General features: G+C 42.3%; 21 protein-coding genes and 1 pseudogene. 14 read left to right on the plus strand and 8 right to left on the minus strand.

Annotation, left to right across the window (positions count from 1 at the left end; genetic code table 11):
* Positions 1 to 7: 7 nt before the first annotated feature.
* The 4 genes from ND16A_RS17780 to ND16A_RS17765 all read left to right on the plus strand — a co-directional run bounded on the left by ND16A_RS17780 (position 8) and on the right by ND16A_RS17765 (position 4,801).
* Entirely contained in the window at positions 8 to 2,077 is a 2,070-nt protein-coding gene (locus ND16A_RS17780; RefSeq protein ID WP_200880790.1) for a type IV pilus secretin PilQ, read from the plus strand.
* Positions 2,078 to 2,286: 209 nt separating this feature from the next.
* Positions 2,287 to 2,805: a shikimate kinase AroK gene (gene aroK / locus ND16A_RS17775; protein ID WP_033075862.1), complete on the plus strand. Its 519-nt coding sequence runs from the start codon at positions 2,287 to 2,289 to the stop codon at positions 2,803 to 2,805.
* Between the two features lie 5 nt (positions 2,806 to 2,810).
* Positions 2,811 to 3,875 carry a 3-dehydroquinate synthase gene (gene aroB, locus ND16A_RS17770; RefSeq protein ID WP_033075863.1) on the plus strand — a complete coding sequence of 355 codons (1,065 nt, stop codon included), beginning with the start codon at positions 2,811 to 2,813 and terminating at the stop codon, positions 3,873 to 3,875.
* A gap of 95 nt (positions 3,876 to 3,970) precedes the next feature.
* The gene (locus ND16A_RS17765) at positions 3,971 to 4,801 is read left to right on the plus strand and encodes a Dam family site-specific DNA-(adenine-N6)-methyltransferase (protein ID WP_200880791.1); all 831 of its coding nucleotides are present in this window, start codon (positions 3,971 to 3,973) and stop codon (positions 4,799 to 4,801) included.
* 33 nt (positions 4,802 to 4,834) lie between these two features.
* On the opposite strand, the gene ND16A_RS17760 is transcribed toward ND16A_RS17765, so the two are convergent.
* The gene (locus tag ND16A_RS17760) at positions 4,835 to 5,071 is read right to left on the minus strand and encodes a DUF2970 domain-containing protein (protein ID WP_033075864.1); all 237 of its coding nucleotides are present in this window, start codon (positions 5,069 to 5,071) and stop codon (positions 4,835 to 4,837) included.
* Positions 5,072 to 5,215: 144 nt separating this feature from the next.
* On the opposite strand from ND16A_RS17760, the gene ND16A_RS17755 reads away from it, so the two are divergent.
* A complete protein-coding gene (locus ND16A_RS17755) occupies positions 5,216 to 7,036 on the plus strand; it encodes an acyl-CoA dehydrogenase C-terminal domain-containing protein (protein ID WP_033075865.1) in 1,821 nt (606 codons plus the stop codon).
* 74 nt (positions 7,037 to 7,110) lie between these two features.
* Here ND16A_RS17755 and ND16A_RS17750 read toward each other — a convergent pair whose 3' ends face one another.
* Together ND16A_RS17750 and ND16A_RS17745 are read right to left on the minus strand one after the other, a co-directional pair.
* Positions 7,111 to 8,325 (minus strand): CaiB/BaiF CoA transferase family protein, encoded by a 1,215-nt coding sequence (locus tag ND16A_RS17750; protein ID WP_033075866.1) that lies wholly within the window; start codon positions 8,323 to 8,325, stop codon positions 7,111 to 7,113.
* Positions 8,325 to 9,245 (minus strand): LysR family transcriptional regulator, encoded by a 921-nt coding sequence (locus tag ND16A_RS17745; RefSeq protein ID WP_033075867.1) that lies wholly within the window; start codon positions 9,243 to 9,245, stop codon positions 8,325 to 8,327. Before ND16A_RS17745 ends, ND16A_RS17750 begins: the two co-directional genes overlap by 1 nt.
* 124 nt (positions 9,246 to 9,369) lie before the next feature.
* Here ND16A_RS17745 and ND16A_RS19835 point away from each other — a divergent pair.
* From ND16A_RS19835 to ND16A_RS21195, 3 genes and pseudogenes are all read left to right on the plus strand, one after another.
* A pseudogene (locus ND16A_RS19835) lies at positions 9,370 to 10,826 on the plus strand (NAD-dependent succinate-semialdehyde dehydrogenase).
* Between the two features lie 83 nt (positions 10,827 to 10,909).
* Complete coding sequence (gabT, locus tag ND16A_RS17740; RefSeq protein ID WP_033075868.1) at positions 10,910 to 12,190, plus strand: 4-aminobutyrate--2-oxoglutarate transaminase; 1,281 nt, start codon at positions 10,910 to 10,912, stop codon at positions 12,188 to 12,190.
* A 46-nt stretch (positions 12,191 to 12,236) separates the two neighbouring features.
* Positions 12,237 to 12,404 carry a hypothetical protein gene (locus tag ND16A_RS21195; protein ID WP_160173470.1) on the plus strand — a complete coding sequence of 56 codons (168 nt, stop codon included), beginning with the start codon at positions 12,237 to 12,239 and terminating at the stop codon, positions 12,402 to 12,404.
* 111 nt (positions 12,405 to 12,515) lie between these two features.
* On the opposite strand, the gene ND16A_RS17735 is transcribed toward ND16A_RS21195, so the two are convergent.
* Positions 12,516 to 13,169 (minus strand): TorF family putative porin, encoded by a 654-nt coding sequence (locus ND16A_RS17735; RefSeq protein ID WP_033075890.1) that lies wholly within the window; start codon positions 13,167 to 13,169, stop codon positions 12,516 to 12,518.
* Between the two features lie 575 nt (positions 13,170 to 13,744).
* On the opposite strand from ND16A_RS17735, the gene rpe reads away from it, so the two are divergent.
* Together rpe and trpS are read left to right on the plus strand one after the other, a co-directional pair.
* Positions 13,745 to 14,422 carry a ribulose-phosphate 3-epimerase gene (gene rpe / locus ND16A_RS17730; protein ID WP_033075869.1) on the plus strand — a complete coding sequence of 226 codons (678 nt, stop codon included), beginning with the start codon at positions 13,745 to 13,747 and terminating at the stop codon, positions 14,420 to 14,422.
* 17 nt (positions 14,423 to 14,439) lie between these two features.
* Positions 14,440 to 15,444: a tryptophan--tRNA ligase gene (gene trpS / locus ND16A_RS17725; protein WP_033075870.1), complete on the plus strand. Its 1,005-nt coding sequence runs from the start codon at positions 14,440 to 14,442 to the stop codon at positions 15,442 to 15,444.
* 63 nt (positions 15,445 to 15,507) lie between these two features.
* On the opposite strand, the gene ND16A_RS17720 is transcribed toward trpS, so the two are convergent.
* Together ND16A_RS17720 and ND16A_RS17715 are read right to left on the minus strand one after the other, a co-directional pair.
* On the minus strand, positions 15,508 to 16,473 hold the full coding sequence (locus ND16A_RS17720; RefSeq protein ID WP_052072785.1) for an FHA domain-containing protein: 966 nt from the start codon (positions 16,471 to 16,473) through the stop codon (positions 15,508 to 15,510).
* On the minus strand, positions 16,464 to 17,717 hold the full coding sequence (locus tag ND16A_RS17715; protein ID WP_033075871.1) for a S1 family peptidase: 1,254 nt from the start codon (positions 17,715 to 17,717) through the stop codon (positions 16,464 to 16,466). Before ND16A_RS17715 ends, ND16A_RS17720 begins: the two co-directional genes overlap by 10 nt.
* A 388-nt stretch (positions 17,718 to 18,105) precedes the next feature.
* Here ND16A_RS17715 and ND16A_RS17710 point away from each other — a divergent pair, with 388 nt between their 5' ends.
* Genes ND16A_RS17710 through ND16A_RS17700 form a run of 3 tightly spaced genes read left to right on the plus strand, consistent with a single transcriptional unit; the run spans position 18,106 to position 19,319 of the window.
* Complete coding sequence (locus ND16A_RS17710) at positions 18,106 to 18,504, plus strand: hypothetical protein (RefSeq protein ID WP_033075872.1); 399 nt, start codon at positions 18,106 to 18,108, stop codon at positions 18,502 to 18,504.
* A gap of 30 nt (positions 18,505 to 18,534) precedes the next feature.
* On the plus strand, positions 18,535 to 18,933 hold the full coding sequence (locus tag ND16A_RS17705) for a hypothetical protein (RefSeq protein WP_033075873.1): 399 nt from the start codon (positions 18,535 to 18,537) through the stop codon (positions 18,931 to 18,933).
* Positions 18,933 to 19,319, plus strand: coding sequence for an MmcQ/YjbR family DNA-binding protein (locus tag ND16A_RS17700; RefSeq protein ID WP_033075874.1), 387 nt, complete (start codon positions 18,933 to 18,935; stop codon positions 19,317 to 19,319). The genes ND16A_RS17705 and ND16A_RS17700 overlap by 1 nt, the downstream gene beginning before the upstream one ends.
* A gap of 110 nt (positions 19,320 to 19,429) precedes the next feature.
* Here the strand turns inward: ND16A_RS17700 and ND16A_RS17695 are convergent, their stop codons facing one another.
* Together ND16A_RS17695 and ND16A_RS17690 are read right to left on the minus strand one after the other, a co-directional pair.
* Positions 19,430 to 20,407 (minus strand): tetratricopeptide repeat protein, encoded by a 978-nt coding sequence (locus ND16A_RS17695; protein WP_033075875.1) that lies wholly within the window; start codon positions 20,405 to 20,407, stop codon positions 19,430 to 19,432.
* A gap of 646 nt (positions 20,408 to 21,053) precedes the next feature.
* Positions 21,054 to 21,326, minus strand: a complete 273-nt coding sequence (locus ND16A_RS17690; RefSeq protein WP_033075876.1) for a hypothetical protein — start codon at positions 21,324 to 21,326, stop codon at positions 21,054 to 21,056.
* A 166-nt stretch (positions 21,327 to 21,492) separates the two neighbouring features.
* On the opposite strand from ND16A_RS17690, the gene prmA reads away from it, so the two are divergent.
* A complete protein-coding gene (gene prmA / locus ND16A_RS17685; RefSeq protein ID WP_033075877.1) occupies positions 21,493 to 22,377 on the plus strand; it encodes a 50S ribosomal protein L11 methyltransferase in 885 nt (294 codons plus the stop codon).
* Positions 22,378 to 22,565: the final 188 nt, after the last annotated feature.

Below are 22,565 nucleotides of genomic sequence, written 5' to 3' on the forward strand. Positions count from 1 at the left end.
GGAATTCATGTTTCATATCAAAAAAATAATAAAGTTACCTTTCAGGATGAAACAAGGCATAGTCACTGCCGTATTGTCCTTGCTCATGTTGTCACTACCATTTAGCAGTTATGCGCAAGGTAAACTCAACGACATCTATTACAACACGCTGATAGCCGATGAAATTGAATTTACCTTTGGTTTTGAACAATCGCTGAGCGCCGAGCCCGTAGTGAAAACCTTTACCGACCCTGCTCGTATTGAAATTGTCTTTGATGCTTCAGACTTTGTCGCGCCTTTAGCCGATACTCAGGTCAATCATGCCGGCATTAAATATATCGATGTGCAGCAACTCGCCGGCAAAATTAAAGCGACAATTTTTCTCGATGAGCTGAAATTATATCAGGCACAAATTATCGAAGGTAAGTTTGTCTTATTATTAAATAGCTTGTCGACGTTTGATAAAACTGACCCGCAGGCAGATATCGCCAGTGAGTTTATCAATAATATCCAGGCCATTGATTTTAGAAAAGGCGAAGCCGAAGCGGGGCAAGTATTAGTATTTTTAGATGATAGTATGTCGGCAGTCGATGTAAAAGACCGGCTCGGCAAAATTCATCTTGAATTCCATAACACCGAGATTATGGAAGAGCTATTGTATAAGCTGGATGTGACTGATTTTGGCACCATAGTGACCAGTATTGAAACCTTTAAAGAAGGCAATAATGCTCGCCTGGAAATCGGTACCAGCAAACCATTTTCTTTTGAGCACAATCAAATTGATAATATTTTTTCGTTAACGGTGAAAGAACAAGAAGAGAAAAAATCGTATCTGGAAGACGGCGAAAATTTTAACGGCAAAGCCATATCATTGAACTTTCAGGACATTCCAATTCGTACCGTGTTACAAATCATTGCCGATTACAATGGCTTTAACTTAGTCACCTCAGACACGGTTAACGGTAGTATTACCCTACGTCTGGATGGTGTACCGTGGGATCAGGCATTAGACATTATTTTAAAAGTAAAAGGCCTGGGTAAACGCCTGGATGGAAACATTCTGATGGTGGCACCTAACGATGAACTGGTTGCCCGGGAAGCGAAAGAGCTACAAGCGCAACAACAGGTTGCCGATTTAGCGCCTTTATATTCTGAGTTTGTGCAAATTAACTACGCCAAAGCCGGTGACTTTGCCGGTTTACTGAAAAATGAAGGCACAAGTTTAATGTCGGATCGAGGCAGTGTCACTGTTGATGAACGTACCAATACGTTATTGGTACGTGATACTGCGAAAAGTATTGAAGACATTAAACGTATGATCAATGTGCTTGATATTCCCATTCGTCAGGTGGTGATCGAATCACGTATGGTCACGGTGAAAGATAATATCAGCGAGGAGCTGGGCATTCGTTGGGGCGTTACGCATAACGGTGGTGATACTGCAACTTCAGGTAGCCTTGAAGGCGCTGATCTTGCTAATGCTGGTAATATTCCATCAATTAATGACAGATTGAATGTAAATTTACCGGTTGCCGACCCTGCCGGGGCAATTGCCTTTCAGGTGGCCCGCTTAGCCGATGGCACCATTTTGGATCTGGAATTATCGGCGATGGAACAGGAAAACAAAGGTGAGATTATTGCCAGTCCACGGATCACCACTTCGAATCAAAAAGAAGCTTACATCGAACAAGGTACTGAGATCCCGTTTGTACAAGCGGCCTCAAGTGGCGCCACCTCGGTAACGTTTAAAAAAGCGGTATTAGGTTTACGGGTAACGCCACAAATTACTCCGGATAATCGCATTATTCTGGATTTGGTTATCACGCAGGATACTCGCGGTGACACCGTTTCAACCGGTACCGGTTTGGCTACTGCCATTGATACTCAAGAAATTGGTACTCAGGTACTGGTAAATAATGGTGAAACTATCGTTTTAGGTGGTATTTATCAACAACAAGTGATCAATTCTATTTCTAAAGTTCCAATCTTGGGTGACATCCCTTATCTTGGTTGGTTATTTAGAACAACGACTGAATTTAACGAGAAAAAAGAACTACTTATATTTGTTACACCAAGGATAGTCACTGAAAAATTCTAACAAGAAATAGCAAAAATCAGTCAGGATAAGTTCATAAACTGCTTATGAATTTATCTAGATGGTGTTTTTTTAAGGCGCATGCTTGCAATTAGAGTCACTTAATTGCGATAATTGCGCCCTTAATTTTTTCGAGGAGTGTCCTCAATTTCGTTAACTTATACCATTTGATTCAACTTGGTATACCTTTTTACGAGTATTAAAGAAATCTCATGGCAGAAAAACGTAATATTTTCCTGATTGGCCCGATGGGCGCAGGTAAAAGCACAATTGGTAGAGAATTAGCCGACAAACTACACCTGGAGTTTTTTGACTCGGACCAGGAAATTGAGCGCCGCACTGGTGCCGATATCGCCTGGGTTTTCGATTTAGAAGGTGAAGAAGGCTTTCGTCTGCGCGAAGAAACCGTAATTGAAGACTTATCTCAGCGCCAAGGCATTGTCTTAGCAACTGGCGGTGGTTCAGTGATTAGCGATCAAATTCGTAACCGCCTATCCGCTCGCGGTATCGTAGTTTATTTAGAAACGACGATTGATAAGCAAGTGGCTCGTACCCAACGCGATCGTCGTCGTCCATTACTTCAAACTAAAGAAGACCCACGTACCGTGCTAGAAAATTTAGCGGTTGAACGTAACCCTTTATATGAAGAGATTGCCGATGTCATCGTGCAAACCGATGATCAAAGCGCGAAAGTCGTTGCTAGCAAAATCGTTGAACGGTTGGATTTTTAAAGAAAATGGCCGATTTGATAGTTTCATTAGCGGAGCGCAGTTACCCTATCTATATCGAGTCGGGGCTATTATCTGACAACAGCCAATTAACAGAACATATCGCCGGTAAGCGAGTATGCATTGTGACCAACGATGTTGTCGCGCCACTGTATTTGGCCTCATTAAAACAACAATTATCAGCATATACTGTTGATCAGTTGATTTTACCGGATGGTGAAGCACAAAAGAACTTGACCAATTTTGAAGTGATTATGGCGCATTTACTGGCTAATGGTCATGGCCGAGATTCCACCTTAATTGCACTGGGCGGTGGCGTTATCGGTGATATCACCGGATTTGCCGCAGCATGCTATCAACGCGGCATAGATTTCATCCAAATTCCAACCACCTTGTTATCACAAGTAGATTCTTCCGTGGGCGGTAAAACCGCGGTCAATCACCCATTAGGCAAAAATATGATAGGCGCTTTCTATCAGCCGAAAGCGGTACTTATCGACATTGATAGTTTATCGACCTTGCCAATTCGTGAATTTAATGCCGGTATGGCCGAAGTGATCAAGTATGGCATTCTAGGCGATAAGCCATTTTTCGACTGGTTAGAAACCAATAAGCAAGCGATTAAAGCCAAAGAGAGTAAAATTCTGGCTGAAATGATCCAACGTTGCTGCCAGGCAAAAGCGGATATCGTCAGTGAAGATGAAAAAGAAGCTGGCGTTAGAGCGTTATTGAATTTAGGTCATACCTTTGGCCATGCCATTGAAGCAGAACAAGGCTATGGCGTTTGGTTGCATGGTGAAGCCGTGGCAACGGGCATGGTGCAAGCATCACAATTGGCTGAGCATCTTGGCTATCTATCCGCTGCTGAGACCAATCAAATTATCGAATTAATCAGTTATTTCGATTTACCAATCAAAGCACCAGATGACATGAGCTTTGCTGATTTCATCAAGCATATGGCGCGAGATAAGAAGAATTTAGGTGGTAAATTACGCTTGATCATTCCTACCGCGATTGGCAAAAGTGAAATTTTTGATAACATCACCGAGCAACAATTACAGCAGGTTATCTAAACCAAAAAATCACCGCCGGCTTTTCTTCGTGGCATATTTTCCGTAATTCGAATAATTAGCCGCTACAGGCAATTGAGCAGTATAAGAATAACAAGATGATCAATAAGCAAAGAGCTTTTCTTAAATGGGCTGGTGGTAAATATACCCTTAGCGATGTGATCAGAAAAATGCTGCCCAAAGGCAATCGCCTTATTGAACCGTTTGCTGGCGCTGGCTCTATCTTCTTAAATACTGATTTTGATCAGTACCTGCTTAACGATATAAATAAAGATTTGATCAATCTTTATAAAACCCTGCAATACCAACCGGAATTGTTTATTCGTGATTCAGCCCGGTTATTTACGCCTGAATTTAATATTGCCGAAGAATATTATCAGATCAGAAAGCAATTCAACGCCACAGATGACCCCTATCAGCGCTCTTTAATGTTTTTGTATATGAACCGTCATGGTTACAACGGTTTGTGTCGTTATAACTCTAAAGGCGGCTACAACGTACCATTTGGTAAATACAAACGTCCCTACTTCCCTGAAAAAGAATTAATAAACTTTGCCGGGAAAGCCAAAAAAGCGGAATTTGTTTGCGAAAATTATCGAGAAATATTTGCCCAGGCCAAAGATGGTGATGTGATTTATTGTGATCCACCGTATGTACCGCTGAGTAAAACCGCCAGCTTTACCAGTTATGCCGGTAATGGTTTTGGTTTAGACGAGCAAGCCGATTTGGCCAATGCGGCGGAAGAAGTGACCGCAGAGAAGAAAGTTACCGTGCTGATTTCGAATCACGATACCATTTGGACGCGAAAAATATATGAGCATGCGGATAAAATAAAAACGCTGAAAGTGGCAAGAACCATCTCGCAAAAAGGCTCTAACCGTAAAAAAGTTGGCGAGCTGTTAGCCTTGTATAAACCGAAAAAACTGTAGGGGTGAATTCATTCGCACAATTTATTCACACATTTAGGGCAACACCAAGTTCACAATAGCCACTAAAGCCCCAACAAATAATACCACGCTAATCAAGCCAACCACGACAAAGTGACTGAATTTACCCCCTTTGAAATCTCGTTCGCGGTTCTTATCACTTTGTACGCCAAAAAAAGCGGCAGCCACACTACTTGCAACTTCTTTTATCGAAGGCTGCTTTTCATTGTTATGTCCAGCCTCTTGCTCTGACTCTGCTTTGTTGCTTGCCATTATGACTCCTTTTATGCAGACATGGATCTACAGTAGCAAGCAATGACTAAAAAACAAACTATTTTAAAATAGTGGTTGGACCAGTTTGATTTTCTGTTATACTCGATCGCTAATGAATACGATAACAAGGTTAGGATTTACACTATGCTGAGCTACAAAGCACCAATAACTGACATAAAGTTTCTGCTTGAAGATGTTTTTAACTATTACGAACACTACCAGCAGCACCCCGAGTTTGCCGAAGCAACTCCGGATTTAGTCGATGCTATTGTTAGTGAATGTGCCAAATTTTGTGAAAATGAATTACTGCCATTAAATCAAAGCGGTGATAAAGAAGGTTGCACATTTAAAGATGGTACAGTTACCACTCCTAAAGGATTTAAAGAGGCGTATCAGCAATACGTTGATGGTGGATGGCAAAGTTTGTCGCACCCAATCGAACATGGTGGACAGGGGTTACCACCATCATTAGGCATGGTGAAATCAGAAATGATGGGCACCGCTAACTGGTCATGGGCTATGTATCCGGGGCTAAGCCATGGGGCGATGAATACCATTCAGGTCCACGGTACTGATGAGCAGAAAGAATTATATTTAACCCGACTTACCGAAGGTACCTGGACCGGTACCATGTGTCTAACCGAGCCACAATGTGGCACCGATTTAGGGCAAGTAAAAACCAAAGCGGAAGATAACGGCGATGGTACCTACAACATTACCGGTACCAAAATATTCATTTCTGCCGGTGAGCACGACTTAACCGACAATATTATTCACATTGTGTTAGCAAGATTACCTGGTGCGCCGGCGGGTACCCGCGGAATTTCATTATTCATCGTGCCGAAAATGCAAGTTGATCAACAAGGTAATATCGGTGCCGCCAATGGTGTCATTTGTGGTTCTCTGGAAGAGAAAATGGGCATTAAAGCCTCTGCCACGGCGGTGTTAAATTTTGATAACGCTAAGGGCGTGCTCATTGGCCCGGAAAATAAAGGCCTGGAATGTATGTTCACCTTTATGAATACCGCCCGTGTTGGTACCGCGTTGCAAGGCGTTTGTGCGGCGGAACTGGCTTATCAAAATTCGCTTATTTATGCCAAAGAACGGTTATCGATGCGGGCACTAACCGGTAAGAAACAGCCTGATCAAATTGCCGACCCGATCATTGTTCATCCTGATGTTCGTAAAATGCTGATGACGCAAAAAGCAATCAGTGAAGGCGGTCGCGCCATGATCTACTACACCGCCAAATTGGTCGATGATATCGAAATGGCAAAAACCGAAAAAGAACGTAAGCGTGCTGATTATCGCTTGGGCTTTATTACGCCAATTTTAAAAGCCTTCTTAACCGAGCTGGGTTCTGAAAGTGCCAATCATGGCCTGCAAATTTTCGGTGGTCACGGTTATATTAAAGAGTGGGGCATGGAGCAAATTGTTCGCGATGCACGAATTTCTACCTTGTATGAAGGCACCACAGGTATTCAGTCATTAGATTTATTGGCTCGTAAAATACTGTTGAACCGTGGTAAATCGTTTAAACAATTCGCCTTTGAAATTTTAAATTTCTGTAAAGACAACTCTATGGTGTCGAGTAACCCGCATAAAGCCGCAATGAATCGCTTTATTTGGCCGTTAAGTAAAGCGACAGCAAATTGGCAGCAATATACTCTGCGCCTGACGTTAAAAGCGAAAAAAGACAGAGACATTATTGGCTCTGCCTCGGTCGATTATTTAATGTATTCAGGTTATGTGAGCATGGCTTATTTTTGGGCGCAAATGGCGCAAGCCGCGTATGAAAAACTGGCAACCGATGTGGAAAACCGGGACTTTTATCGAGCGAAAATCAAAACCGCCGAATTCTATTTCGAGCGCATGCTGCCCAGAACCAAGTCGTTGGCGGCAACCATGATGGCAGACCCAAAAACCTTGATGCAACTCGATGAAGAATTGTTGAGTTTTGTCTAAATCGACTTTTTGCACAAGGAAGTGCTTATCCTCCCGAGCCATGGATGGCGGATAGGGAGGGATTATAGAGATAATTAACTCACTATCCCTTGATTAAGTAAGGCGTTAATTTCGCGCTCACTATAGTTAAGGCGTTGTGACAAAATTTGCTGGCTATGTTGCCCCAACGCTGGTGCTGCACTCTTGTATTGCAATGGTGTAGCAGAAAGGTTGATCGGAGATGCCACCGTTTTCATCAGATTGCCTTCATTATCGGCAACTTCTCGCACCATTTTTCGGTGTTTGACCTGTGGATGCTCAAATACCTGTTCTAAGGTGTTAACCGGCCCACAAGGCACATTAACCTGTTCCAGTTGTTCTACCCAAGTTCTTGTCGTTTTCCGAGCCAGTATACTTGCTAGTATAGGGATCAGAGCCGCTCTATTGTTTACCCGTTGCTCATTAGTGCAAAACAATGGATCTCCGGCGAGCTCAATGCATTGGCCAACTTGACAAAACTTGCTAAATTGTTGGTCATTGCCAATGGCTAAAATAAGACTGCCATCTTGAGTGGCAAACGTTTGGTAAGGTACGATATTCGGGTGGCTATTGCCTAGCCGTTGTGGATTTTTAGCCGTAGTTAAATAATTCATCCCCTGATTGGCTAACACCGCCACTTGCACATCGAGCAAGGCAATGTCTATATGTTGCCCTTGGTGAGTATGCTGACGAGCCATCAACGCCGCTAATACGCCATTCGCACTATAAAGTCCGGTCATTACGTCAATGAGGGCAACCCCCACTTTCATTGGTGTACCATGTGGCTCTCCGGTTAAGCTCATCAATCCGCCCTCCCCCTGGATCATGCCATCATAGCCGGCTTTATGCGCACTCGGGCCATTTTGGCCAAATCCGGTAATGGAACAATAGACCAGTCGCGGGTTAAGTTGCTTTACTTGTTGATAATCCAAACCATACTTGCTCAGGCCGCCAACTTTGTAGTTTTCAATGAGCACATCGGCCTGAGCGATTAAGTCTTTAACTACTCGCTGCCCGGCACTGCTGCTGATATCAATCGCTATAGATTGCTTGTTGCGATTCGCACAGTGGAAATAGGCAGCTTGCGGCGGTTGTTGCTCACTTGCCTGTTTGACAAAAGGAGGTCCCCAAAACCGGGTATCATCACCTTTGACCGGGCGTTCAATTTTGATAACTTCAGCGCCCATATCGGCCAACATTTGTGAGGCCCATGGCCCGGCTAAAATTCGGCTTAAATCAACAACCTTGATCCCATCTAACGCGCCTGCCATTATTTAAATACCTCGCTAAATGCCTGTTTTAACAAGTCGACTTTATTGACCTCTCGTGGTGATTTTTTTTGTACCAGAGACAAGTTAAACTGGTAAGTACGGCTACTTGGCTGGATCAATCGAATCTCCCCCTGGTTTAATTCTTCTTGTATGTAGCTTTGTGACATAAAACCAATATAGTGACCAGATAGAATCATCGCCTTACGAGTATCAAATTGATAGGCCTTGGCAGCAAGATTTAATTTTTTCAGTTGTTGACGTCCTGAACCGTCGATATCAATGCCGGGATGGATAGCGGCAACTGCAGCTAAATCGTCATCACTGATAGCACCATCCACTTTATTAAAAAATGGATGGCTTTTACCACAACACAAGTAAATCGGCTCACTGTATATTGGTGAATAATTCAAACCTTCGATTTGCTGATAGCCAGGGAATAAGCCGATATGGGCCTTATCTTTAAGTAATGAACGTTCAATATTCGAAATAGAATCACCATCTAATACAATGTGTAAATTAGGCGCATTGTCGTGGATGATACCGATTACTTGTGCCAACTTTTGTTGGCGTCCAGTATCTAGCTGGTCGGCACATAATATCACTACTTCACCGCTGAGCTCTTTGCCCAGAGTACCCACATACAAAGAGAAATCATTCAAAGAATCGAATAAATCGATTACCGCCCGGTATACCGCCTGACCTTCTTCGGTCAGGGAAAAGCCACCACGACCACGCAAACACAACTTTAATTTCATCCGTGTTTCAAGGTTAGACATGTGCACACTAATGGTTGAGCGAGTTACGCCTAATGCAGTTTCGGCGGCAGCAAAACCACCATGTTCAACCACAGCAACAAAGATCCGCAATAACCGCAGATCATATTCGGTAATGGGTTTAGGAATAATAGAATCCAGATTCAAAAGTTTTATCTACTCAAAACATAAGGTTGAATGTTTAGTATTTAACATCAAATCGATTTGTTATTCAATGGCTACAGCCGTGATAATTTAAAGTCCGGAAAAATATTTAGCGTTGGAGATAGACATGCAGCAGTTGCAAGATAAGCATTTAGTTAAACCTTTTTCATACATTAATGGTAGCTGGCACAGTAGCGAATCATCGTTTGTCGTAACTAACCCGGCAAATGGCGAAGAAATCGTAAAAGTAAGCGATGCCGGTGTCGCCGAAACTGAGTTGGCGATTAAAGCGGCAAAAAATGCGTTAAAGTCGTGGTCGGCAAAATCGGCCAATGAACGCGCAAACTTGCTGCGTAACTGGTTCAACCTGATGATGCAGCATCAAGACGATTTGGGCCGAATTTTGACCTCAGAGCAGGGCAAACCACTAGCGGAAGCGAATGGTGAAATTGTCTATGGCGCCGCATTTATCGAATGGTTTGCCGAAGAAGGCAAGCGCGTTTATGGTGACACCATTCCGGGGCCTGCCAATGATAAACGCATCGTAGTGATCAAACAGCCGGTGGGTGTAGTGGCATCGATACGCCTTGGAATTTCCCGAATGCGATGATTGCCAGAAAAGCTGCCGCAGCATTGGCTGCCGGTTGTACTTTTGTTGTACGTCCAGCGACACAAACACCGTTGTCAGCGCTAGCGATGGCAGAACTGGCCGAGCGAGCGGGTATCCCTGCTGGCGTATTCAACGTAGTGGTTGGTACGAATGCACGTGGTATCGGTGAAGTGTTAACTCAGCACCCCGATGTGGCGAAATTTACCTTTACCGGCTCTACCGGGGTTGGTAAATCCTTGATCGCCCAATGTGCAAGCACAGTAAAAAAGGTGTCGATGGAGCTCGGTGGTAATGCGCCATTCATTGTGTTCGACGATGCCGATATCGACGCTGCCGTGCAGGGCGCAATGGCATCCAAGTATCGCAATGCCGGCCAAACCTGTGTTTGCACCAACCGAATTTTTGTCCAGCAAGGTGTATTGGCTGAATTTACCGAAAAATTCACCGCAGCCGTTGCCGCTTTATCGATAGGCAATGGTTTGCATGATGGTGTTAACGTCGGACCAATGATTTCAACAACCGCGGTTGCCGACGTGGATAAGTTGGTGACGGCTTCTATTGACGCCGGTGCCACCCTGGTTCTTGGTGGTGCAGGCCATGCGCAAGGTAATAATTTTTACCAGCCGACAGTGCTAACCAATGTGACTAATGACATGCCGATTGCCAATAACGAAATTTTTGGACCGGTATCGCCAATCATCGCTTTTGCTGATGAAGATGAAGCGCTTGCCATGGCAAATGACACGGAATACGGCCTGGCGGCATATTTCTATACTCGCGACATTGGCCGGGTTTGGCGTGTCGGTGAAGGTCTGGAATTTGGCATGGTTGGCATCAATGAAGGCATTATTTCCAATGCTGCCGCCCCCTTTGGTGGCGTTAAACAATCGGGTAACGGTCGCGAAGGCTCTAAATATGGTTTAGACGACTATATGGAAATCAAGTATTTATGCATGGGTGGCATAGACAAATAGAATTGTTGAATAGCACACCGATGAACATTAATTGTTAGCGTATCGCGCTAACTGTAAAATAGATTTAGAACAGGTAAAGAACAATGAATAACTCACAATTACAGGCAAGAAAAACTCAAGCAATCGCCCGCGGCCAAGGCAACATGTATCCGGTATACGTTGAACGTGCCGAAAACTCTGAACTTTGGGATGTAGAAGGCAAACGCTATATCGATTTTGGTACCGGCATTGCCGTGTGTAATACTGGTCATAGCCACCCCAAAGTGGTTGCGGCAGTAAAAGCGCAACTTGATAAGTTTAGTCATACTTGTGTGATGGTGAATCCTTATGAAGTTGCGGTTGAGCTGGCTGAAAAACTGACCGCCATTGCCCCGGGAAATTCAGAAAAGAAAGCGATTTTTGTCACCACTGGCGCCGAAGCGGTAGAGAATTGCGTAAAAATTGCGCGTGCCCATACCGGTCGTCGCGGTGTTATCGCCTTTAACGGTGGTTTTCATGGTCGTACTAATTTGACCATGGCCTTAACCGGAAAAATAACACCCTATAAAAACCTATTTGGTCCGTTCCCCAGCGATATTTTTCATGCACCTTTCCCTATCGAATGTCATGATGTCTCGGTAAAGGCGTCTTTAAAAGCGCTGGAAAACTTGTTCAAAGTGGACATTGCAGCAACCGATGTGGCGGCAATAATTGTTGAGCCGGTGCAGGGCGAAGGCGGTTTTTATGCCGCACCAAAAGAGTTCTTACAAGCCTTACGTAAGGTATGTGATCAGCATGGTATCGTGTTAATTGCCGACGAAATTCAAACGGGTTTTGGTCGTACCGGCAAAATGTTCAGTTTTGAGCATGCCGATGTGGAGGCCGACTTAATGACGATGGCCAAAGGTATCGCCGGTGGCTTCCCAATTGCTGCGGTAGTTGGCAAGAGCGAGATCATGGACGCGCCATTACCAGGTGGTTTAGGTGGCACATATGGTGGCTCACCGGTCGCCTGTGCCGCAGCATTAACCGTTTTAGATGTGATTGAAGAAGAAAATTTAATCACTCGTTCAGCAGAGATTGGTGCACTATTCAATGAGCGCTTAACCCAGTTACAAACGCAGTTCCCTAAACTGATTGGTGAGGTTAGAAATCAAGGGGCGATGATCGCGATGGAATTGGTGCAGCAAGGAGATTTCGAGCAACCAAACCCAGAGCTAACGCAAGCAATCATTGCCAAGGCGGCTGAATATGGTTTAGTACTGCTTGCCTGTGGCTTCTACAGTAACGTTATTCGTTTTCTGCCGGCATTAACCATCAGTGATGAATTGGCCAATGAAGGCTTAGATAAATTTACTGAATTGTTTGCTTCTGTTGCAAGTTAGTTAAATTCATACGCCTTTATAGATGCAGAGCAGGATTTATCATTTAATGAGTGACAGTAAATTAACACAAACCAGTGTGCCTATAGTGATAACTGAACAGGCACAATGTATGCCGAAAACGCCAGCAAGTAACGAGCAAGCGGCTAGGGAATTTTCTTTATCTCTGGATTTTCAGGATGCTGATCAACAATGCTTTGTTTTAGGGTATAACTAAACAAGTCACAGCTATCGAGGTTCTATACTCGTGCTACTGCAAGGTGCTCTGAATCGGGAATTTTGCAGTGGTACGAGTATAATTTAAATTGAAAAAGTATTTTTCAATTGTTTAGAAAGTTTTACCAATACTAAATACTAATGACTCTTCACCTTCACCAGTTTCTACATCAAGTTCTTCAGAGTTAGCTATAACGGCGACACCGATATCAAAACCAGAGACTTCAGTACCGTAGCCAAGTTCTACGTAATCACCCTCAAAGTCATCACCCCAAGTACCAACAGTGGCATAAAATCCTTCGTATTCAACCGTGGCAGAAAGAAAGTCATAATCAGCTTCTTCAATGCCTAAATCGTCATCGTCTTCATGAGTACCAACATTGTATGACAGTGAAAAGAAGCTGTAGCTTAACCCTAAATTCACTTCGTTATAAGCCGAATCGAAATCACCGGTATATTGATATGAAGTAAACCCTGCGCTTAAGCCTAAGCCTGATTCTGTTTCAATGCCGTAACCGCCGTAAAAGTCAATTTCAAGGCCGTCTTGAACGTCTGCGGCCCAAGTACCTAAATACAAACCGCCATTCTCAAAGTCAACACCAGCACTTGCGGAAGCCGTACCCGTTTGTGCAATACCACGGAAAAAGTATTGAGATACCACACCAGCGTTACCGCTAACGCCTTCAAGTGCTAAAGCAGACGTTGAAACTGTTGAACCTAAAGCCATTGCTGTAAGTAATAATGAAGCAGTTAATGTTTTTTTCATGTTTTCACCCTGTTTTATTTTTAATAATTTTTGAGTTAAGTAACTAACTGGTTGATAAAGTGCAAAGTCGATGCCGAGTATTAAAAAAATGAAAAATTTAGCTGTAGCCCTTTCATAGCAGAGAAAGTTAAAAGCAAGTAGCGCAGAATCGATCGCTGAAGAAATTGTTGCTGCTCGAAAATGGTGCATGCTGTGCACTTTTTGTGCGCTCTCTTTGCATATTTTCAACACGAACGCTGGTATTAGCGCGATGCGGGAAGCAATTGCCGGGATATACTTATACTCGACCGGCAGGAGCCTTTAGATAATCTGTGCACATGGGTGGTGGATAGGGACTGTTTGTTTAGGGGCGCATGAAGGCCTGAGATACCAGCAGTCATTGAGGGTGTTGTTGAAAGTGATTTACGTTAAAATATCGGCAATTTGTACATTGTTACTTCAACTTAGCACTGAGTTTAGGTAAAGTAGCGGCAATAATTGTATTGATTCATATACTCAACCTGAATTCGGGATAAGCAGCACTTGCTCAATACTGCACTTTTTTCGATTTTCGGCGTTAAAACAAAGGTAAAAATATGTCTTTTTTGATTGCTCCATCGATTTTATCCGCAGACTTTGCGCGTTTAGGCGATGATGTTGCTAAAGTGTTAGCGGCAGGGGCCGATGTGGTTCATTTCGATGTGATGGATAACCATTTTGTGCCAAATTTAACCTTTGGCCCTATGGTTTGTAAATCATTGAGAGATTACGGCATAACGGCGCCTATTGATGTGCATTTAATGGTGAAGCCAGTTGATAGTCTTATTCCTGGTTTTGCCAAATCGGGCGCCGACATTATTACTTTCCACCCGGAAGCAACAGATCACGTTGACCGTACATTGCAATTAATTAAAGATCACGGTTGTAAAGCAGGCTTAGTGTTAAACCCGGCAACGCCATTGCAAGTACTTGATTTTGTCATGGATAAACTTGACGTTATTTTATTAATGTCAGTAAATCCTGGTTTTGGTGGCCAATCATTTATTCCATCAACCCTAGACAAATTAAAACTGGTTAAAGAGAAAATTGTTGCCAGTGGACGAGATATTCGTCTGCAAGTTGATGGTGGGGTGAAAGTCGACAACATCGCAGAAATCGCAGCAGCTGGCGCGGATATGTTTGTCGCCGGTTCAGCAATTTTTTCTCAAAACGATTACAAATCAGTAATTGATAAAATGCGCAGCAATCTTGCGCAAGTAGATTCAACGAAATAAATTTTTAAAGGACAGTTATGACTAAGCCCGTTGTTTTAAGTGGTTGTCAGCCATCAGGTGAGTTGACTATAGGTAATTATTTAGGTGCACTTCGCCAATGGGTGAATATGCAAGACGATCATGATTGTTATTATATGTTGGTTGATCAACATGCCATTACCGTTAGGCCAAACCCAGAAGCTTTACGCAACGCGACCTTAGATGGCCTGGCATTGTACTTAGCTTGTGGTGTGGCTCCGGAAAAAAGTACGATATTTATTCAGTCGCATGTGCCGGAACATGCTCAACTTAGCTGGGTGCTAAACTGTTACACCCAAATGGGGGAACTGAATCGAATGACTCAATACAAAGATAAGTCACAAAAATCTGAAGCCAATATGAATTCAGGGTTGTTTACTTATCCGGTATTGATGGCGGCAGATATTTTACTTTACGGCGCCGACAGGGTTCCAGTTGGGGACGATCAAAAGCAACATTTAGAGCTCGCTCGCGATATCGCCACTCGTTTTAATAATTTACATGGTGATATCTTTACCATCCCTGATCCGTACATTCCGAAATTTGGCGCCAGGGTAATGAGCCTGCAAGAGCCAACGAAAAAAATGTCAAAGTCGGATACCAATCCGGGCAACTTTATTGGTTTATTAGAAGATCCGAAAAAGATCACTAAAAAAATTAAACGAGCGGTAACCGATTCCGATGAGCAAGCACGAATTTATTTCGACACAGCTGAAAAACCGGGTGTATCCAACTTGTTATCTATGCTTTCTTGCACAACCGGTAAAACGGTAGAGCAGTTAGTGCCAGAATATGAAGATAAAATGTACGGTCATTTAAAAGGCGATGTGGCTGAGGCTGTTGTCGCGATGCTTGAGCCGATCCAGCAAAAATTTCACCAGTACCGTGAAGACCAAACATTTCTGAATGATGTAATGCGTCAAGGTGCTAATAAGGCTTCAGAGCGAGCCGCTAAGATAATCACTTCGGTATATGATGCGGTAGGTTTTATCCCTCGTCCATAACGGCAACAGAGGCAGAGTCAAATTATGGTTAATTTAATTTGACTCTGACCCTCATTTATCTTGTTATTTCTTCTTATCTATCTGTTTTTCAGCAGCAATAAATAACTCATCACTTTGTTTGATAAAGGCTGCCGTAGTGCTTGCCGGCGCAACTGAAAATACGGGTGTTAAAATGGTTGCATCGTAAACCGGGAAAGGATTAAATTCAGGCTTATCACTCAAGTCATTCATGAATAATCCTCCGTAAACCAATGCGGTGATGCCGGCGGCAATTTTGAACCTGCGTTTGCCACTTTGGGCAAAGGCGATATAAAGGTTAAACCAAAACAGGCAAAAGGTTAAGGCAATGGATATTATTGCTATCAGCCAACCCCAAGCCCACTGACTTGATATATTGAAACTGAAAAATGCTTCAACAAAGTCAGTAAGCCAAAATACATTGATAATGACAAAGCTGACCCCAAGTTGACTACCCACCCTAGGTTCATGCTTATTTAGAAATGCCATTAACGAACATAACAATGGCCATAATGCATAACCGATTGTCACTGAAATTAAGCCGATCAATATTTGGCTATAGACGATTTCTTTATTCGGGTTGTTTAAATATAATAAGGCAAAATTGATCACACTAAATAGCGCTATCATGGAGATAATCATTGACCAGCGACCAAATCTCTCGACCAAATTTTCCAGCTCACTAAAAGCGACACTTTCTACTACCGGATGGTTAGCAAAATAGAAACGAAGCTGACTTTTACCTAGCTGGATAATATCTCCAGACTCTATTGTATGACGTCTGGTAATACTTTGTTTGTCGGCGAGAATGCTGCCATTTAATGATTCCAGGTCGTCTACAAACCAAATTCCATCTTCACATTGCAGTGATAAATGTTCCGGGCAAACATGTGGATCAGATAGAATAATATCGTTATTAAATCCTCGGCCAATATTGACCGAGGAAGTGGCAAATTTATGACGGCCAATCAGTTTTTTACCGCGACTGATTTCTTCAATAATTAATTCCATTTTACTGACTCCATAAACTTCTGACTAAAGCTTTGAGCAAAGTTCTTATCAACACCGGATAAGGTAAAGTGGCTTACCAATGCTTGTTTATCATGGTCAATCGAAGCCGATAAATACATCACATCGTATAATCCGCGATACTTTTTAAATGCTCTGATACATAAAATCGCTTTATTGCGAATGCTCTCATCACTATCCGTGGTGATATCGTGCTGGCATTCAAATTCACTGACGTCCTCTTTACCTGCGCGGTTACTGGCACCGGCTCGATTAATTTGCGTTTGGTAAATTTGGTAAAAACGAGTACTGCTGATTTCTTCGCTTTCAAAGAAATGGAATTCCATATCAATACTGCCAGTAGTAAATGCTTCAGATATGTAGACATATTCTTCCATCTGGCAATTGGTTGCGGCTTTGAACAATAAAGCATCAGCTTTATCGGCATTAGAGTCGCCCCAACAACGAATATAATTTACCCCGGTATCCGGAATTGAAGCACCGGCGAACGATTTAGTTTGCCAGTCATTCGCCATAATTTCTGTTAACAAACGGTTTTGATTGGCCTTTAGTTGCTCGGTGATTTGTTCATCGATGGTTTTTTCCACTTGTACATCGAAATTATTAATTAGTGCGGCGAGTTTGTCATGGGGGATTAAAAAGCCTATTTGGTTGCCAGAGGAGGCTACGTTTATGCCAACGACTTCGCCAAAGCGGTTAACCACCGGGCCGCCACTCATGCCTGGGTTTACGGAACCGGTAAAATGGATTCTGTCATTAAATGCTTCTTTTTTTAAGCCGTTATAAGTGCCAGGCACCACTATCATGCCGAGATCATGCGGATTGCCCAATGAATACAGCTCTTCTCCTTTTTCCGGCGCTGTTTCAGAAATCATAAAATGTTGTGTGTGCGGGTTTTCGGCTAATAAAACAATGGCTAAATCATTTATTACATCAACGGTTTGCAATGATAACTGACCTTTTTTACCTTGATCATTTTCGTATTCAATGATGTATTTTTCAGGGTGCTGGGCATAACCTGAGATAACGTGGTAATTGGTGGCGATATAGCCATTCTCACTGATTTGAAAGCCTGAGCCAATAGACGATTTCTCGCTGGTGGCTTTGTCGATAAGTCGAATTTGATAAAGAGATGGCGCCATATCCTGAAAAATTTGCTGGGCTTGTTCGGTAGCGCCTAAGACAAAGCTATAAAAACTGAACACCAGTACAACAAAACGCTTCATTAATCATCCTAAAAATAGTTTTTATTCATTGTGCCACTTAAACCCAATGGGTTAAAGCATTGCGGTTTGTATTTAATTGATTTGCAATAAATGAACGGCTGCAGTGAGTTTCTTTACAAAATCTTACAATATACTACATAAATATTACATAAATATTACAAATCAGATTGGATTTTATCTTCAACCTAATCTACCTTTATATGTGTAAGTATAAATATAAATATATAAGAAACACCTTTTGCGCTAAAAATTCAAAATTCCCGTTCAATACCACTTAATCGTGGTAGTTTTTGTGTTGCCATGAACATAGTTATGAATTTTATTGTTTGTATATGTGAACAAATGGAAATTAGCGAGTATTTTTTCATCACATTTTTCCGGAGTTACCATGAAATACACCTTAAGTTTTGGTTACATTAATAAAGTCGCCGATAACATTGCCGAAGTCTTAGTCGATAACAGTGCCACTATTAATAATGAAATGTATGCGGAATACAAAGACTTTCTTGAGACTCATTTTACTAAACCCTATGCCGTTTTGATAAACAGCATAAATGAATACTATTTAACCCCTGAAGTAAAATTGCAATTGGCGAAGAGTAAAGAATTAGCTGGCGTTGCAACCGTGAGTTATACCAATAAAAATAACAAGGTAATCGATGATTTCTTACAGGTAAGGGCGAATGATAATATCAATTTGAAACAATTCTCAGCTTTTGAAATGGGACGAAACCATGCCATCAGATGGCTTGAACTTGAGCTTACCAAAATGAGCGCTAAGGCATAATTCTTTTTCAAACTAGTTGAGTAATTTAACATGAAATATTATCTAAGTTTTGGTGGCATCAACATTATTGGTGACACCATAGCAGAAGTTATCATCGAAGAAGGCGTTGTTATGACGTTAGAAATGTGTGAAGAGTATGATGCCTTTCTGCTTGACCATTTTCCTCAGCCTTTTGGCATTTTATCGAATAGATTACACAACTATTCTTACACTTATGAAGCTAAGTTGCATACGGCTTCATTAGAAAATTTAAAAGCCATTGCGGTTATCACCTATAATCAAGAAGCTAAAAAAGAAACCGAAAATCTGGTCAAACATCGCCTTCAAGACAATTTGAACTATAAAGAATTCTCTGGTTTGCAACTTGGGCGCGATAATGGAATAAAATGGCTAGAAAACGAATTAGCAACAATCATCGTTGATTCTTGATGAGCGTTGAACAAATAGCAAGGTACCTTTTAGCAAAACCAAACAGCACTCTCGATTACCCTTTTGGTGAACAGGTAAAAGTTTTTAAAGTCAAAAATAAAATGTTTGCCACCATGGCCATTGGCAAGATGGGCAAAGGTGATGACGCCGGAAATATGCATTGGTGGATGAATCTAAAGTGTGATCCAGATGAAACGGTTATGCTGCGTGATATATTTCCTTCCATAATTCCGGGCTATCATATGAGTAAGCGGTTATGGAATACCATTATCCTTGATGGTTCAATTCCGCAGGGTGAAATTGAACGTATGATGGATAATTCTTATTTACTGGTGGTCAGTAAAATGACCAAGAAAGATCAGCAATCCCTATCTATACATATATAGTTGGTGCATTTGTAGTTTCCGATTTTTAATGTCGCGCAGGTCAATCTTTTTATTAAATCTGTAGAGAAAACCCCGAGATCCGAGCGAAGCGAGATCGCGGGGGGAGTTCACTAAAATCCAGCTTTGCCCATGTATGCTTCATGAAACTTGGCTACTGCATGATCACCCATAACCCTTCTAACACCTCTATTGAAATCTGCATCACTGGTAGGGGCGCAAGACATTGTTTGCGCACATGTCTTTCCTATAATTCTTGAGCCTGTAGTCTGGGCACCCTTTTCAGGATAGGTATTTCTCAGGCTTGCCAATTGAGCATCAAAAATATCGTTCAGATTACCATAAACAGTTATCACTTCGATGTCACTTTTCTCAGCATTTTGTGCTGTTTGGCCAGATGTTTTCGTTGAAGCGGTTGATTTAGCCGGTGCAGCTATAGCCGGTGCAGCTACATCCGGTGCCACTATAGCCGGTGCCACTATATCCGATGCAACTTTAGCCGATGCAACTTCAGTTACCGCAATCGGGGCATCTTCGATTGCCTCCATAAGATCGGGGAAATCAGCCTCCTTAAAGTGGCCAGATTCTTTCATGAATTCTATATAGGCCGGCATTTTTTTAAAGCCTTTTCGATAGGCCTTGCTTAACCATTTATCTGCTTCGTCAAAGTCCTGCTCATAAAAATCCGGGCTGAAATACATGATACCTAACAAAAATGAGGAACTGACATTATTGTTTCTTGCCGCTTTTTTTAAGTATTTGACGCCTTTGTCCAAATCCATAAATTCTGCGTTATTAATGTACATCATCGCTGTTTTGTACTGGCCTTTAACCGAACCGTATTTCGCCGCGCTGCGGAATTGCTTGAGCGCACTTTTCATGTTTTTTTCGGTGCCATGACCGTAATAATACATTTCAGCCAATGTCACCATCGCGTCGGCATAGCCCATGCGAGCATATTTCTTATATTGTTTGAAATAGTCAACGCAGCTGCTCTCCTGACATGGGCCCATAGTCGCAGTAGCTGCAAAAGTATTGCTGCTGAGCAAGCACGCAACAAATATTGAAATCAATGTGAGCGTTTTCTTCATGTTGTATTCCTTTATCTTGTTTGAATTTTAAATGATTGACGGCATGTTGAACCGTCGGACAAATCTACTTCATTAAAAATAGACTACAACGATTAAAATTAAAATGCCAGCGAAGATTTTTTAGCTGGATGTTAGGCGTAATGTTCTAATTTTAAAAAAGAAATTATGAAAGTAGGCCCTTCCTGAAATAACCAATCCCCGGGTAAAACCAACCTATATAAAACATCGTTTTAGCTGTGACTGATGAGGTTATTTTAGCAATTATCCTTGATGGTGGTCAGTAAGGTGACCAAGAAAGATCAGCAATCCCTATCTATACATATACAGTTGGTGCATTGCTGATACCAAAACCAAGCGGCTGTCTTTTTCAATGAATTTCGCGGTCATACGAGCATTTACTATTGGAATTATTGTTTTTGGGTTCGGGGTAAGTCGCACACGCTGCTCATGTCGTTAGCAAAGCTGTCAATATTACATCCGATCTATCGAGGCTTAACTGTTGGCAAGCGCCGGCTTATCAATTACTCCGTTATCATTACCTTACAGCCTTGGTGAAGGTGTACCATAACCAAAATATAACGAGATGGGTTGCAATGTCATCTTGCCTTTTTGACTCAACAAAATAGCGATACCCGGTGATTCTTCTTCAGCGTAACATTGATGTATTTCTTAGGCTGGCCAATTGGCTTCTGAATAAATCATGTAAATTGGAGGTAATGGTTATGACTTCTATGTCGGATTGTTGCGGGTAAGTGGCTTCAGCTTTTGCCTTCAATTGCTCAGCTTTTACGGTTTCGCTAGCGTTAGCTTCTACTTTATCCGCTTCTAACGCGGCGGCCTGCACTTTGGCGATTGCAACTGGCATTGGATTATCTGCAATTTCATCCGATAAGTCAGAGGAATTTACCTGAATTAACATAGTATTAACAACATATAGCCAGTTGTAATTTTACAAAAGCTGCTCTGTTAAGAGCTTCTTTGGTAAAGAATACATTACCAAATCTTTATTGTTGGCATGCTTATCTAGAACCAAGCGTTGAAGAAGTGGTAAACTATAACTTATTAAACGTTACTAGAGATAAACCATGCCTTGGATACAATTGCGCCTGGCGGCCAATGAAGAAACAGCAGAAAAATATAGTGATTGGCTAATGGCTTGTGGCGCACAAGCGGTTACCTTTATCGATGCCCAAGATACTCCTATTTACGAGCCTCTTCCGGGGGATGAAGTGATCTATTGGAATAATACCGTGGTGATGGGCCTATATGAGGCTAGCCATGATATGGACATCGCGATTGCTTATTTAAAAGGTATTCACCCCGATAAAGAGCAAATGCAATATAAGCTGGAACAGCTAGAAGATAAAGATTGGGAGCGTGAATGGATGGACAACTTCCATCCAATGAAGTTTGGTCAGCGCTTATGGGTTTGTCCTAACTGGCGTGAAGTACCAGAGCCGGATGCGGTAAATGTGATGTTAGATCCCGGGCTTGCTTTTGGTACGGGTACCCATCCGACTACAGCGCTTTGTTTAACTTGGTTAGATTCTTTAGATTTAACCGATAAAACGGTGGTCGATTTTGGTTGTGGTTCAGGCATACTTTCTCTGGCGGCATTAAAGCTTGGTGCCAAAAAAGTGATTGGCATTGATATCGACCCACAAGCCTTACAAGCAAGCCAGGCCAATGCTGAGCGCAATGGTGTTGCCGACCGCTTAGAGTTGTTTTTACCGAAAGACCAGCCAGAATTTAAAGCCGATGTGGTGGTGGCCAATATTTTAGCCGGGCCGCTGCGTGAACTGGCACCGGTTATTATCGATTACGTCGATGACCATGGCTTGTTAGCGCTTTCTGGAATTTTAGAAGAGCAAGGTGAGCAGTTGCAGGGCATTTATGGTCAATGGTGCACCATGGATGCGATTGCCGTACAAGATGAATGGGTCCGCCTTAGTGGTGTGCGTACAAGGTAAACATCAACAAATTCAAACTTGCTAATGATGCTCTACAAAGGCAGTAAATAATTTCTATTTACTGCCTTTTATTTTTCATCAAAGTGATTCAAAAAAAGTCAATAAGAAAAACTACAAAAAAAACTAAATTGTTCAATTTATATGCTTTTCTTTCGCGGAAAAAACACGTAAACTTAGCGCCCTTTTGA

The sequence above is a fragment of the Thalassotalea sp. ND16A genome (assembly GCF_000764205.1).
Lineage (GTDB): Bacteria > Pseudomonadota > Gammaproteobacteria > Enterobacterales > Alteromonadaceae > Thalassotalea_A.